Source organism: Limnohabitans sp. MMS-10A-192, from assembly GCF_003063335.1.
Lineage (GTDB): Bacteria > Pseudomonadota > Gammaproteobacteria > Burkholderiales > Burkholderiaceae_C > Limnohabitans_A.
Genome location: NZ_NERX01000002.1, coordinates 381,700 through 395,418 on the forward strand (window position 1 = coordinate 381,700; position 13,719 = coordinate 395,418).

14 protein-coding genes are annotated in these 13,719 nt (G+C 63.5%); 7 read left to right on the forward strand and 7 right to left on the reverse strand.

The window, feature by feature from the left end:
• The first annotated feature begins 20 nt into the window (after window positions 1-20).
• Genes B9Z43_RS06670 through B9Z43_RS06685 form a run of 4 tightly spaced genes read left to right on the forward strand, consistent with a single transcriptional unit; the run spans window position 21 to window position 3,131 of the window.
• A complete protein-coding gene (locus B9Z43_RS06670; protein ID WP_108324150.1) occupies window positions 21-986 on the forward strand; it encodes a DMT family transporter in 966 nt (321 codons plus the stop codon).
• A complete protein-coding gene (gene tsaB / locus B9Z43_RS06675; protein WP_199222260.1) occupies window positions 983-1,735 on the forward strand; it encodes a tRNA (adenosine(37)-N6)-threonylcarbamoyltransferase complex dimerization subunit type 1 TsaB in 753 nt (250 codons plus the stop codon). Before B9Z43_RS06670 ends, tsaB begins: the two co-directional genes overlap by 4 nt.
• 8 nt (window positions 1,736-1,743) lie before the next feature.
• Window positions 1,744-2,229, forward strand: coding sequence for a ribosomal protein S18-alanine N-acetyltransferase (gene rimI, locus B9Z43_RS06680; RefSeq protein WP_108324152.1), 486 nt, complete (start codon window positions 1,744-1,746; stop codon window positions 2,227-2,229).
• 11 nt (window positions 2,230-2,240) lie between these two features.
• The gene (locus B9Z43_RS06685) at window positions 2,241-3,131 is read left to right on the forward strand and encodes a uracil-DNA glycosylase (protein ID WP_108324032.1); all 891 of its coding nucleotides are present in this window, start codon (window positions 2,241-2,243) and stop codon (window positions 3,129-3,131) included.
• 28 nt (window positions 3,132-3,159) lie between these two features.
• Here B9Z43_RS06685 and B9Z43_RS06690 read toward each other — a convergent pair whose 3' ends face one another.
• From B9Z43_RS06690 to B9Z43_RS06705, 4 genes are read right to left on the reverse strand one after another with little or no spacing between them, the layout of a single operon-like run.
• Window positions 3,160-3,708: a TPM domain-containing protein gene (locus tag B9Z43_RS06690; protein ID WP_108324033.1), complete on the reverse strand. Its 549-nt coding sequence runs from the start codon at window positions 3,706-3,708 to the stop codon at window positions 3,160-3,162.
• On the reverse strand, window positions 3,708-4,649 hold the full coding sequence (locus B9Z43_RS06695) for a YgcG family protein (protein WP_108324034.1): 942 nt from the start codon (window positions 4,647-4,649) through the stop codon (window positions 3,708-3,710). Before B9Z43_RS06695 ends, B9Z43_RS06690 begins: the two co-directional genes overlap by 1 nt.
• Window positions 4,649-5,254, reverse strand: a complete 606-nt coding sequence (locus B9Z43_RS06700; RefSeq protein ID WP_108324035.1) for a LemA family protein — start codon at window positions 5,252-5,254, stop codon at window positions 4,649-4,651. Before B9Z43_RS06700 ends, B9Z43_RS06695 begins: the two co-directional genes overlap by 1 nt.
• 49 nt (window positions 5,255-5,303) lie before the next feature.
• Window positions 5,304-6,194: a DMT family transporter gene (locus B9Z43_RS06705; protein WP_108324153.1), complete on the reverse strand. Its 891-nt coding sequence runs from the start codon at window positions 6,192-6,194 to the stop codon at window positions 5,304-5,306.
• Window positions 6,195-6,563: 369 nt separating this feature from the next.
• Between B9Z43_RS06705 and pyrF the strand changes: the two genes are divergently transcribed.
• Entirely contained in the window at window positions 6,564-7,406 is an 843-nt protein-coding gene (gene pyrF, locus B9Z43_RS06710; protein ID WP_199222261.1) for an orotidine-5'-phosphate decarboxylase, read from the forward strand.
• A gap of 70 nt (window positions 7,407-7,476) precedes the next feature.
• On the opposite strand, the gene B9Z43_RS06715 is transcribed toward pyrF, so the two are convergent.
• A complete protein-coding gene (locus tag B9Z43_RS06715; protein WP_108324036.1) occupies window positions 7,477-8,664 on the reverse strand; it encodes an acyl-CoA dehydrogenase family protein in 1,188 nt (395 codons plus the stop codon).
• Between the two features lie 141 nt (window positions 8,665-8,805).
• Between B9Z43_RS06715 and B9Z43_RS06720 the strand changes: the two genes are divergently transcribed.
• Both B9Z43_RS06720 and B9Z43_RS06725 read left to right on the forward strand, forming a co-directional pair.
• Window positions 8,806-9,516, forward strand: coding sequence for a glutathione S-transferase family protein (locus tag B9Z43_RS06720; protein WP_108324037.1), 711 nt, complete (start codon window positions 8,806-8,808; stop codon window positions 9,514-9,516).
• On the forward strand, window positions 9,513-10,133 hold the full coding sequence (locus B9Z43_RS06725) for a glutathione S-transferase family protein (protein ID WP_108324038.1): 621 nt from the start codon (window positions 9,513-9,515) through the stop codon (window positions 10,131-10,133). The genes B9Z43_RS06720 and B9Z43_RS06725 overlap by 4 nt, the downstream gene beginning before the upstream one ends.
• 647 nt (window positions 10,134-10,780) lie before the next feature.
• On the opposite strand, the gene B9Z43_RS06730 is transcribed toward B9Z43_RS06725, so the two are convergent.
• Both B9Z43_RS06730 and B9Z43_RS06735 read right to left on the reverse strand, forming a co-directional pair.
• Window positions 10,781-12,400 (reverse strand): long-chain-fatty-acid--CoA ligase, encoded by a 1,620-nt coding sequence (locus tag B9Z43_RS06730; protein ID WP_108324039.1) that lies wholly within the window; start codon window positions 12,398-12,400, stop codon window positions 10,781-10,783.
• Window positions 12,401-12,428: 28 nt separating this feature from the next.
• Window positions 12,429-13,604 (reverse strand): serine hydrolase, encoded by a 1,176-nt coding sequence (locus B9Z43_RS06735; RefSeq protein ID WP_108324040.1) that lies wholly within the window; start codon window positions 13,602-13,604, stop codon window positions 12,429-12,431.
• Window positions 13,605-13,719: the final 115 nt, after the last annotated feature.

Below are 13,719 nucleotides of genomic sequence, written 5' to 3' on the forward strand. Positions count from 1 at the left end.
TGGGCCGTATGATCGACGCCATGCGATTTTCTTCACGAACCGTGGGCTTGGCCTCGGCAGTCATCACGGTGCTCATCTGGACCGGTTTCATCGTCATTGCGCGGGCTTCGGCCTCGCGCGGTTTGTTGCCGCTGGACATTGCGCTGGCCCGCATTTTGGGCGCCAGTGCGGTGCTGTTGCCCTGGGCCTGGTGGCTCATGCGTCCGGCCCGCCAACGCGGCGAGCCGGTGGGCTCATTGTTTGGCTTGTCGCCACTGCCTTGGGGGCAGACGGTGCGTGCCGGTTTCTTTGGCGGCTTGCTCTACGCCGTGTTGGCCTACAGCGGCTTCTTTTTTGCGCCCGCAGCGCATGCCTCGGTCCTGATGCCGGGCAGCTTGCCTTTGTGGACCACCTTGCTGGCCTGGTTGGTCTTGCGCGAAAAAATTCCCAACAGCCGAGTGCTGGGCCTGGGCTTCATTGTGTTGGGTGACTTGTTGGTCGGCGGCGTGAGCTTGCTGCGCGCCTTCGATGGCGGTGATGTCTGGAAGGGCGATGTGCTGTTCATGAGCGCGGCCTGCTGCTGGGCGGCTTACAGCGTCACGGTGCGCCGTTATGGGCTGGACGCGGTGCGTGCCACCATGGCCATCACCGCTTTTGCTTTTGTGTTTTTTGTGCCCACCTATGCGCTGTTGACGATCACGGGTGCCTTGCCCACGCATTTGCCGCAAGCGCCATGGTCCGAGATTCTGTTTCAGACCGCCTTTCAGGGCGGCGGCTCGGTGGTGATTTCGGGCATCACCTTCACGCAGATGGTGCGTCACTTTGGCCCCGTGCGCTCGACCATGATCACGGCCTTGGTGCCGGGCTTGTCGGCTTTGGGTGCCGTCTGGTTTTTGGGTGAGCCCATGCACTGGAACTTGCTGGCCGGGCTGGCGCTGGTCACCGGCGGTATTTTGTTTGGGGTGCGACAGGCCAAGCCTGTGCCCGCAGCGGGAGCCAAGGCATGAGCCCGACCACGCCCGAGTTGCGCTGGCTGGCGTTTGACACCAGCACCGATGTCTTGTCTTTGGCCGTGGCCCGGGGCGACCGTGTGTGGATCCAAACCTTGCCCGGTGGCGCGCAGTCGTCGAGTGGGCTCATCCCCGCCGTGCTGAGCATGCTGGCCGAGGCGGACATGCCTTTGGCCTCGGTCACCGCCATCGTGTTTGGCCGTGGGCCAGGGTCTTTCACTGGTTTGCGCACAGCCTGCGCTGTGGCGCAAGGCTTGGCGTTTGGCGCCGACGTTCCTGTGCTGCCGGTCGATACTTTGCTGGCCGTGGCAGAAGAGGCGCGTTGGCAGCGTGTGCAAGGCGGTGCAGCCGATGCCGATCTGTCGGTGCTGGCCCTGCTGGACGCCCGCATGGACGAGGTTTACAGCGCGGCTTACCAATGGTCTGCAGCCGGACAGTCCTGGCAAGGCGTATCGGCCCTGCAGGTCAGTGCGCCTGAAAATGTGCAGTCCAGCGCCTCTGTGTTGGCGGGCAATGTGTTTGAAGCTTATGGCCCGCGTTTGAACATGCCAGGCGAGCGCTGCGTGGCTTTGCCCACAGCGGCGGCCTTGCTGCGCCTGGCCCCTGCCCTCTGGGCGCAAGGCCTGGCTGTGCCGGCCGAGCAAGCCATGCCCTTGTACATCCGCGACAAAGTGGCCAACACCACCGCCGAGCGCGAAGCCATGAAAGCCCAGGCTGCTGCGGCCAAGGCGGCTTCAAACCCATGAGTGCTGCGATGCCTTCCGCCCGTCAGCAACCCACTGAAGCCATCCGCAACGCGGTGACCTTGCGGACCATGACGCCCGAGAACCTCGATGCGGTCATGGCCATCGAGCAGGCCGCCTACAGCCACCCTTGGTCACGCGGCAATTTCCGGGATTCATTGAACCCGCTGTTCGATGCCCAATGCCTGTGGCTGGGCGATGAACTGCTGGGCTATTTTTTGGGCATGCATGGCGTCGAAGAAATGCATTTGCTCAACATCACCGTGGCGCCTGCCCGCCAGGGCGAGGGCTGGGGCCACATGATGCTGGAGGCCTTGTCGCTGATCTCGCGCAACGTGGGCGCGCAAACGCTGTGGCTGGAGGTGCGCCAGAGCAACGCCCGCGCCTTGCAGGTTTACGAGCGCTACGGTTTTGTGCGTGTGGGCCTGCGCAAGGATTACTATCCTGCAGACCGCCAGCAGCGTGAACACGCGGTGGTGATGAGTTTGAAGCTGTGAACGGATTTGTGATGAGCGACCCCACCCGATTTGACCTGGACGACCGCCAACGCGCCATGCTGGCCGAGATGGGCGTGCGCGTGTGGTGGCCGCAAAGCCCTGCGACGACCGAGGCCGAGCCTGTGGCACAGCCTGAGCCCGTGGCCGCTGTGGCCACTTCGGCGTCTGCGGTGCAAGCGCCTGCAGCGGCAGGCGTGTCGGGTGATGCAGCGGGCGCTGTTGCGCGTGCTGCGCAGCCTGTGGCCCCAGCGCCTGTTTCTCCCGCATCTGTTGCCCGCCCGGCGCTTGCAACACCGGTGCCCGCGGTGCCCATCAAGCCTCTGGCCGAAGGCGTGGACCGCATGGATTGGGCCGCGCTGCAAGAAACCGCGGCGGCGTGCCAAGCCTGCGATCTGTGTGCGCAGCGCAAAAAATCTGTCTTTGGCGTAGGCGACCCACAGGCCCCATGGATGGTCATTGGCGAAGCGCCAGGCGAGGAAGAAGACCAAGCGGGCGAACCTTTTGTGGGCCAGTCGGGCCAACTGCTCGACAACATGCTCAAGGCGGTGGGCTTGAGCCGCAAGGCGCAGGGCGAAGGCGGTGTTTACATTGCCAACGCCATTAAGTGTCGCCCCCCGGGCAACCACAACCCCACGCCGCAAGAGCTGGCCACCTGTGCGCCTTATCTGGCGCGGCAAGTCGCTTTGGTGCAGCCCAAAATCATCTTGCTCATGGGCCGTTTTGCCGTGCAATCGGTGCTGCAAACGACCGAGCCCATCGGCAAGCTGCGCGGCCAGGTGCACAGCCACCAGGGCGTGCCGGTGGTGGTGACTTATCACCCCGCCTATTTGCTGCGCAACCCCGCCGACAAGGCCAAGGCCTGGGCCGATCTGGTGCTGGCGCTCAAGACGGCGCAGGGCTGAAGCCCGCGCCTCATTCGAGTGCCTGTGTTCAGGCCCTCACGATGAGGTCCGGCAATTCATTGGGGCTATGGGCACCGTCCGCCACCGGGCAATGCGCCACCAACAGCGCTGACGCGGCTGCCAGGGCTTGCGTCAGGCCGTCTTCGAAATCACCTTGCTGCAAGGGCTGGCGCAAAGCCTGCAACACCGCTTGCCAATGGGCTTCGCTGGTGTGCCGCATCAGGCCCCTGTCGGCCACGATTTCGATGCGGCGCTCGGCCAGCAAGAGGTAAATCAGCACGCCGTTGTTGTGCTCGGTGTCCCAGACCTGCAGCCGCCCAAACCAGGCCATGGCGCGTTGGCGCATGACCGCAGACAAGGGCGCCTGCCGACCGGCGCGCCACGCATAGCTCAGCGGCCATGCGCCTTCAATGCACACCACCAGCTGACCGGCATGCCTTTGCTCGCTGGCCCGCACACGCCGGGTCAGGCGATCGACCATGTCGTCGGGCACGGCTTGCCAGGCGGCACGTTCGCTTTGCCACAGGTGGCGCCAAAGCCGCAGCAGCCATGGCCACAGGGATTCACGTTCAGTCATCACCAGCCTCCCGAGGCGCCACCGCCGCCACCGTCTCCGCCACCCCCCGATGACATGCCGCCACCGCCGAAACCGCCACTGCCGCCACTACCGAAGCCACCGCCACCGAAGCCGCCTCTATCACCCCAAGCACCGCCTGAGTGGCCGCCCCAGCCGCCGCCATGGCGTGCGCCCGTGACCGGCAGGCCCCGGCTGAGCAGGCCGCCAAAAAAGCCGATCAACCCGGCCAGCACCGCCATCCAGGCGCGTTGTGTGATTTGCCAGACCAGAAAGCTCGCCGCAGCAGCCCCGACCAAGGCGCCGATGCGTTGCCCCAACATTCGGCGCAGCACACCGGTGATGAGCGGCGCCACCACCAAGAGCAGCATGGCTGCCTCCACGATGTCGAACTCGTCGATCTGCGGGCGAGGGGGCGGTGCGGTGGGGTCAGGCAGCGCCTCGCCCGTGATGCGGGCTTGCAGCTGCGTCAGCGCATCGCGCAGGCCACCGGCATAGTCACCGCGCCGAAAGGCCGGCACGATCTGCTGGTCAATGATGCGTTTGGCCACCACATCGGGGATGGCCCCTTCCAGGGTTTTGTAGGGCGCGATCCGCACGCGGCGGTCTTGCAGCGCAGCGACCAGCAACAAGCCGTCGCCCACACCTGCGCGGCCCAGCTTCCAGGCTTCGGCCACACGCTGGCTGTAATCGGCAATGTCTTCAGGCGCCGTGGTGCTCACCAGCAAGACCACGATTTGCGCGCCGCGCTCGCGTTCAAAAGCGGTGAGTTGCTGCTCGAGCGCAGCCGCATCGGATGCGGTCAGCGTGCCCGTTTCGTCCATCACGTGAGCCCGCAAGGCGGGCACCGTTTGCAGGCCTGCAGTGTCGGCAGCCCAGCACGGCAACACCAGCCAGCAGCAGGCCAGTGCGGCGCTCAGCCAGCGCCCAAGGCGCCGGGGCATCACTTGCCGAAGTCCACTTTGGGCGGTGCCGAGATGGCCGCCTCGTTGGCCACCGAGAAGTTCGCTTTCGGTTTGTAGCCCATGACCATGGCGGTCAGGTTGGTCGGGAAGCTGCGCGCCAGCACGTTGTAGTCCTGCACGGTCTTGATGTAGCGGTTGCGCGCCACGGTGATGCGGTTTTCCGTGCCTTCCAGCTGCACGCGCAGATCGGCAAAGCCCTGGTTGGCCTTGAGGTTGGGGTAGTTTTCAGAAACTGCCATCAAGCGCGACAAGGCACCACTCAAAGCCCCTTGTGCGGCCTGGAAGTTCTTCATCGCCTCGGGGTCTTTCAGGGTCTCTGGCGTGATCTGAAAGCTGGTGGCCTTGGCACGCGCCTCGACCACCTTGGTCAGTGTTTCCTGCTCGAAGTTGGCCTCGCCCTTGACGGTGGCCACGATGTTGGGGATCAGGTCCGCCCGGCGTTGGTACTGGTTGAGCACCTCCGACCAGCCCGATAGCGACTGCTCATCCAGGCGCTGGAAGTCGTTGTAGCCGCAGCCCGTCAGGCTCAGTGTGCTGACCAGCGCCATGCCGCCCAGCAGGCGACGCAAAGAAGTTTGAAACATGGTGATCCCCCGTTTGTTGAAATGTTTGAGAAAACTATAGCATTGGGTTTTAGCTGGATGCGGCTGGTCGTTGGGGCCAGAGCACTGCCGCGATCGACACCATCATCAAACCCACGGCGGCCCAGTCTTGCCAGTGCAGCACTTCGCCCAGCCACACGGCGCCACTGAAAACACCCAGCACCGGGATCATCATCACGCTGAGTGTTGAGGCGACGGGCGGCAGGCTGCGCGCCAAATAAAACCAGGCCGCTTGCGCAAAGCCAAACACCAGCAAGGCATTGAAGACGATCGCCCCCCAGGTGGCCTCAGATGGCGCATGCCACTGATCGCGCTCCAGCAGCACGGCCAGCACGCTCATCACCACCGTGGTCAGGGTCGCCATCCAGAAAGCAATCGTCAGCGTGGACACCGGCATCTTGGTGCGGCGCAGCAGCTGTGTGCCCAGCGCCCAGGTGCTGGCCGCCCCCAAAGCCAGGAACACGCCGACCGGCTTGCCGCTCAGGTTGGAGATCTCGTGCCACAGCAGCAGGACCACGCCCACCGATGCCGCCGCCACACCGCCCCAAGCCCGCTTGGCCAGCCGGTCCCCGAACACCAGGGCCCCCAGTGCGGCCGAAAACATGGGCATGGTGTAGCTCAAAATCGCAGCCCGTCCGCTGGACAGCGACTGCACGGCCACGATGATCAGGCTGTGCCAGAAAACCATGTTGAAGGTGGCCAGCGTCAGCAGTTCGCGCCAATGTTTGCGCTCGATGCGAAACGACACGCCTTGGGCCAACAGCACCAAGCCCAGCACCGGCGTGCCCAACAGCATGCAGATGGTGCGAAAGGTCAATGGCGGAAAGCCGGTGACGCCGATTTTCATGATCGGCCAGTTGAAGCCCCAAACGAGGGTGAGCAGGACCAGAACGGTCCATTGGCGGGGGGAGAGTTTGTGCATGACCGGCATCTTATAGATCACACCCCGTGAAGTCTGCAAATGTCAGATCCCATCCGTCATCCCGGGCCTTTAATCTGTTATCCCGAACTTTCAGTTTGTCCCGAACTTTTAGTTTGTCCCGAACTTTTAGTTTGTCCTGGACTTTCAGTTTGTCATCCCGGACTCGATCCGGGATCCACTGCACGCAACCAGCATTTGTAAAGGTCAGCGCTGCACACTGGATCCCGGGTCTCCGCCCGGGATGACAAAACAAAGGGCCGCACTGCGCAATGGATACCTCTTCTTCGCCCGGGACGACACAAACAGGGGCTGTGCTGAAATTTCACCCCACCGGGCCGGATCCATCGCCCCCGTCTTTAAAATGGGCCCATGACCTTCCTCGACATGTTGCGCACCGCCGAGCGCCAAAACGGCTCCATGCTTTGTGTGGGCCTGGACCCTGAGCCCACCAAGTTCCCGGACCGCATCAAGGGCGACTCGAACAAGATTTACGATTTTTGCGCATCCATCGTCGATGCCACCGCCGATCTGGTGAACAGCTTCAAGCCCCAAATTGCCTACTTTGCCGCGCACCGCGCCGAAGGCCAGCTGGAGCGTTTGATGGAGCACATGCGCCGCGTGGCACCCCATGTGCCGATCATCCTGGACGCCAAGCGCGGTGACATTGGCTCGACCGCCGAGCAATACGCCATCGAAGCGTTCGAGCGCTACGGCGCCGATGCCGTGACCCTGTCACCCTTCATGGGTTGGGACTCGGTGGCCCCGTACTTGAAGTACCACGGCAAAGGCGCGTTCTTGTTGTGCCGCACTTCCAACCCCGGCGGTGACGACCTGCAAAACCAGCGCCTCGCGTCTGTGGAAGGCCAGCCATTGTTGTACGAACACGTCGCCCAATTGGCCCAAGGCCCTTGGAACCTGAACGGCCAACTCGGTCTGGTGGTCGGTGCGACCTACCCGGCCGAGATCGAGCGCGTGCGCGCATTGGCACCCACCGTGCCCCTGTTGATCCCCGGTGTGGGCGCACAAGGCGGCGACGCGGTCGCCACCGTCAAGGCCGGCTGGCGCGCCAACCCCGATGGCTCCAGCGCTGGCCCCATCATCGTCAACTCATCGCGTGCGGTGCTCTACGCATCGAGTGGTGATGACTTTGCTGCTGCTGCCCGCAAGGTGGCCATGCAAACACGTGACACGCTGGAAGCGGCCAAGCGCTGAAGGCTTTCAGCGCCCGTCGCTTTGGGGTGCTAGGGTGATCTTTCGCAGTCTGCCGCCTTGACCCAGCGCATCACCCCTGCGCTGCCTGCTGCCCCTTCTGTGCCTTGTAAACCAGCTTGCGCGCCATGCTCCAGCGGTGCACTTCGCTGGGGCCGTCGTACACCCTGAAGGCGCGCATGTCCATGAAGATGCGCATGACCGGGGTTTCTGCCGTCATGCCCTGGCCGCCCAGAATTTGCACGCAGCGGTCCACCACGCGCCACTCGGCTTCCGAGCAGGCCACTTTGGCGCGGCTCGATTCGTAGCCGCCTTTTTGGCCTTGGTCCAGCAGCCAGGCGGTGTGCCAGATGTGCAGGCGGGCGGTGTGCAGGTCGATGTCGTTGTCGGCCAGCATGAAGCCCACGCCTTCGTGTTCGGCCAGTGGTTTGCCAAAGGCCTGGCGGCGGCTGGCGTAGTCCAGGGCAATGTCATGTGCCCGGCGTGCTTGGCCCAGCCAGCGCATGCAGTGGGTCAGCCTCGCAGGCGCCAAGCGCACCTGTGCATAGCGAAAGCCTTGGCCCGCTTCGCCCAGCACATCGGTGGCGGGCACGCGCAAGTTCTCAAAACGCAGAACGCCGTGGCCACCGGTGAAGCAGTTGTCCATCGCGTCCATGCTGCGCTCAAGCTGTATGCCGGGCTTCTCCATGTCGGTCAAAAACATGGTAGCCGTGCCATCTTCCATGCGTGCCATGACGATGGCGTAATGGGCCCCCTCGGCCCCGGTGATGAACCACTTCACGCCGTTGATCAGGTAATCGTCCCCATCGCGCACGGCGGTGGTCATCAGCATGGACGGATCGGCCCCTGCGCCGGGCGCGGGTTCGGTCATGGCAAAGCACGAGCGGGTCAGGCCCGCCACTTGAGGGCGCAGCCAGCGCTCTTTTTGGGCCGGGGTGGCCACTTCTTCCATGAGGTGGATGTTGCCTTCGTCGGGCGCGTGGATGTTGAGCGCGGTGGGGCCGAGGTTGGAGTAACCGGCTTCTTCAAACACCACCGCTTTGGCGATGTGGCTCAGACCCAGCCCGCCCATCTCGACCGAGGCGTGGGGCGTGAGCAAGCCCGCAGCGCGTGCCCGGCCGATCAGCTCTTGGCGCAAGTCCTCTGAGGGGCCGTGCGCGCCATGGCGCGGGTCGCCTTCGAGTGGGATCACTTGCTCGGCAATAAATCGGCGGGTGCGCTCACGCAGCGCCGCGATCTCTGGGGGGATGTCAAAGTTCATGGGCTGAGTGTCTTTGAAAAATGGTGCAGCAGTCTGTCATGTCTCTATTGGAAAGGCAGTGACAGTCTCGCGCTGTCCGCCCTGTGACTGCCTGTCATCTGCGCGCCAGCGCCGCCTGCACACGGCTGATAGCCTGCGCCCATGATTGACCTCTACACCGCCGCCACGCCCAACGGGCACAAAGTCTCCATCGCGCTCGAAGAACTGGCGCTGCCCTACACGCTCAGGGTGCTGGACCTGTCCAAGGGCGAGCAAAAGCAGCCAGACTTTTTGGCGATCTGCCCCAATGGCCGCATCCCTGCCATCGTGGACCGCAGTGCCGATGACTTCGCGGTGTTCGAGTCGGGCGCTTGCCTGATTTACCTGGCAGAAAAAACCGGCCAGCTCATGCCCACGGATGCCAAGGGCCGCTCGCGCGTGCTGCAGTGGCTGATGTTCCAGATGGGCGGCATCGGGCCGATGATGGGGCAGGCCAATGTGTTCTTTCGCTACTTTCCAGAAAAAATCCAGCCCGCGATTGACCGCTACCAGGGCGAGAGCAAGCGCCTGTTCACGGTGCTAGACAGCCACCTCAAAGACCACGAATACCTGGCGGGCGATTACTCGATTGCCGACATCGCCAACTGGGCTTGGGTGCGCACGCACCGCTGGTCGGGTGTTGAAGTGGATGACCTGCCGCACCTCAAGCGCTGGCTTGACGCGATCCGTCAGCGCCCAGCGGTGCTGCGCGGTATCGAAGCGCCACCGTCGCGCATCAACCTCACCAAAGACGGCGACGAGGCCGCCAAGAAGTTTTCTGAAGAGGCCCGCAAGATGGTCGAGATGGGCCAAGCCAACAAGGACAAGCCATGAAGCTCTACACCGCCCACCGCGCCCCCAGCCCCCGCCGGGTGCTGATGTTTTTGGTCGAAAAGAACATCACCGGCATCGAGATGGTCAACATGGACCTGAACGGTGGCGAGCACCGCCAGCCTGAATATTTGGCCAAAAGCCCGCTGGCCAAAGTGCCTGCGCTGGAGCTGGACGACGGCCGTGTGATCACCGAGACGCGGGCGATTTGCACCTTGCTGGAAGGCCGCTTTCCTGAGCCCAACCTGATGGGTGTTGACGGCGACGAGCGCGGCTTCATCGAGATGGCCGATCGGCAGGTGGAGTTGTATTTGCTGGGCGGCATTGCCAACGCGATCCGCCACAGCCACCCGGGCTTGGCGGCCTTAGAGAAGCCGCAGTTCCCTGAGTTCGGCCGTTCACAGGCCGAGAAGGTGCGAGACGTAGCACGGGGTTTTGACCAACGTCTGCAAAGCCAGGCTTTCATCGCGGGCGAGCGCTTCACGATTACCGACATCACCGCGTTTTGCGCGCTGGAGTTTGCACGCGGCCTGATGAAGTTCGTGCCCGGTGACGAGGGCATGCACGCCTTGCAGGCCTGGCGCGATCGCATGAACGATCGGCCAAGCGCCAAGGTTTGAGGCAATGATGTCACCCCGCATTCCCCATCTGTCACCTCGCGTTCCTCATCTGTCACCCAGCGTTCCCCATCTGTCACCCCGGACTTGATCCGGGGTCCATGCCTGCTCAACCATGGATGCCGGATCAAGTCCGGCATGACAAAGTCAAGGGCAAGTCTCGTGAACGATGGATGCCGGATCAGGTCCGGCATGACAAAGCCAGGGGCAGGTCATGCGTCACACCGCACGTCCCCATTTGTCACCTAGCATTCCCAATCTCTCACTCCGCGTTCCCCATCTGTCACCCCGGACTTGATCCGGGGTCCATGCCTGCTCAACCATGGATGCCGGATCAAGTCCGGCATGACAAAGCCAAGGGCAAGTCTCGTGAACGATAGATACCGGATCAGGCCCGGCATGACAAAGCCAGGGGCAGGTCATGCGTCACACCGCACGTCCCCATTTGTCACCCAGCATTCCCTATCTCTCACTCCGCGTTCCCCATCTGTCACCCCGGACTTGATCCGGGGTCCATGTCTGTTCAACCATGGATGCCGGATCAAGTCCGGCATGACAAAGCCAAGGGCAGGTCTCGTGAACGATGGATACCGGATCAGGCCCGGCATGACAAGTGGGTAGGCTGGGCGCTGTTTCCGGCAGGCGGAGGTTCAGCTGAACACGCCGCCGTATTCCTTGCGCAGGTCGTTCTTTTGAACCTTGCCGGTGCCGCCCACGGGCAGTGATTCGAGGAAGACCACATCGTCGGGCACCCACCACTTGGCGACCTTGGTGGCCAGGAAGTCGAGGATCTCCTGCTTCTCAAGCGTTTGGCCGGGTTTGCGCACGATGAACAGCAGCGGACGCTCGTCCCACTTGGGGTGCTTGACGCCAATGACGGCGGCCATGGCCACAGCGGGGTGGCCGATGGCGGCGTTTTCCAGATCGATCGAGCTGATCCATTCGCCGCCGGTTTTGATCACGTCCTTGGTGCGGTCACGGATCTGCATGGTGCCGTGTGCGTCGATGGTGGCGATGTCGCCTGTGGGGAACCAGCCGTCGACCAGTGCGGTCTTCTCGGCTTTGTAGTAGCGCTCCACGATCCATTGGCCGCGCACCATCAGCTCGCCTTGTGAGGTGCCGTCGCGTGGCAAGGTGACGCCGTTTTCATCGACGATCTTGATCTCGATGCCCGAGACGGTTTTGCCTTGCTTGGCCACGACGGCGTGTTGCTCGGCAGCGGGGCGCAGGCGGTCGGCGCGGCTCAGGTTGCTCATGGTGGCCACAGCGGTGGTCTCTGTCATGCCCCAGCCATGGCGCACTTCCACGCCGTAGTTGTCCATGAACTTGGCGATCAGCGCCATGGGCATGGCCGAGCCACCCACGCAGGTGCGCTTCATGTGGGCAAAGCGCAAGTTGTTTTGTTCGACGTGCTGGATCAGGCCCATCCAGATGGTGGGCACGCCCGCGCTGATGGTGACCTGCTCGGTGTCCATCAATTCAAACAGGCTGGGGCCGTCGAGTTTGGGGCCGGGCAAGACCAGTTTGGTGCCCGCCACCAGCGCGGCATAGGGGATGCACCAGGCGTTGATGTGGAACATGGGCACCACGGGCAAGATGGTCTCTTGCGTGGACAGGCCCAGCACGTCGGGCAGGCAGGCCATGGTCGCATTCATCACGATGGCGCGGTGCGTGTACAGCACGCCCTTGGGGTTGCCGGTCGTGCCCGAGGTGTAGCACAGCGCAGCGCCTGTTTGGTCGTCCAGTTCGGGCCAGTCAAAGCTGTCGCTGTGGGCAGTGATCAGGCCTTCGTAATTCATCACGCTCACACCGTCGATGGCGGGCGTGTTGGCCGCATCGGCCAGGCACACCCAGGCGCGCACCTTGGGGCAATGCGCGGCAATGCCTTTGACCAGCGGCGCAAAGGTGGCGTCAAACAGCACCACTTCGTCTTCGGCATGGTTGATCACATAGATCAGCTGCTGTGGGTGCAGGCGCGGGTTGCAGGTGTGCATGACCATGCCGCTGCCCGAGACGGCGTAATACGTTTCCAGGTGGCGGTGGTTGTTCCAGGCGATCGAGCCGACCGCACTGCCCACCTTGAGGCCCATGTGTGCCAACGCGTTGGCCAGCTGGCGCGAGCGTTTGGCGGTCTCGGCATAGGTGGTGCGGTGCAGTGGTCCGTGCGTCTCGCGCGAGACGATTTCCTGGTCGCCGAACTGCGCAGCACCGTGTTCGAGGATTCCCGAAATGAGCAGTGGGCGGTTCATCATGAGGCCGGATGTGGACATGTCAAAAGTCTCCAGTGTTTTGAATTTTTTACAGCAGCGCCGCGTACACCAGGTCGCGGAACAAGGGGCGATAGTAGTCCCTTTGGTTGGGTGCCTGGACCATCAGCATGGCGTACATGTCGAGCGCCGGGTCCACAAAAAATGTGGTGCCTGCAATCCCGCCCCAGTAATAAAGCCCCACCGAGCCGGGCACAGGCGACAAGCCCAAATGGGTGCGCACCGCAAAGCCGAGGCCGAAGCCGTGGCCCGGTGGCAGCAAGGTGCCGTCGGACGGCATGCCGCCGAGGTGGTCGGCGGTCATGAAGTCCACCGTGTGGGGGCCGAGCAGGCGCACGCCATCCAATTCCCCTTGGTTGCGCAGGCACTGCAAAAAGCGGGTGTAGTCCATGGCGGTGGACATCAAGCCACCGCCACCGCCCTCCATCGCGGGCACCTGGCGAGGTTCGAGCACCTTCATCGGCACACCGCCATCGGGGTCGTGCGCAAAGGGCTCGGCAATGCGGTGCTGCTGCTCGGGCGGCACGGCAAAACCCGTGTCCACCATGCCCAGTGGCCCAAAGATTTCGGCTTGCAAAAATGCGCCCAGGCTTTGCCCACTGACCACCTCCACCAGCCGCCCCAGCACATCGGTGGCGCGGCTGTAGGCCCATACGGTGCCGGGCTGGAACTGCAGCGGCACAGCGGCCAGCGTTTGCGAAAACTCTGCATTGGTGCGTTCGCGTGAGGCGATCTTCACCGCGCCGTATTGGCGCTGCACGGCCGAGTCGCCCAAGAATTCATACGTCAGCCCCGCCGTGTGGCGCAGCAGGTCTTGCACCGTGGCTTCTTGCCGGACCGGCTCCAGGCCATTGGCTGTGGCCACCTGCTGGTTCGCGTACTCGGGCAACCAGCGGCTGACCGGGTCGCTCAAGAGCAACTGCCCGCGCTCGACCAACATCATCACCGCCACCGACACGACCGGCTTGGTCATCGAATAAATGCGGAAGATGCTGTCGGTTTTCATCGGCGCGCCCGTGCCGGGGTCTTGCTGGCCCACGGCTTCAAACAAGCCAATTTGGCCGCGCCGGGCAATCATGGCCACCGCGCCCGGCAGTCGGCCGCTGGCCACTTCGCGGCGCAGCACGTCCATCAGGCGCTGTGTGCGCTCGGGGCACAGGCCCACATCGGTGGGTTGGGCATGGGACAAAGCTTTGTGTGCAGTCATCGGGGGGGCTCCGGTTGAAGGGTGTTTTGTACACCAGCCTTGGGGCATGGGGTATCACCTGCGGCGCAGCGGTCGCTTTGGCTTGTCGCCCATGCGTCAAAGGCCATAACCCTCG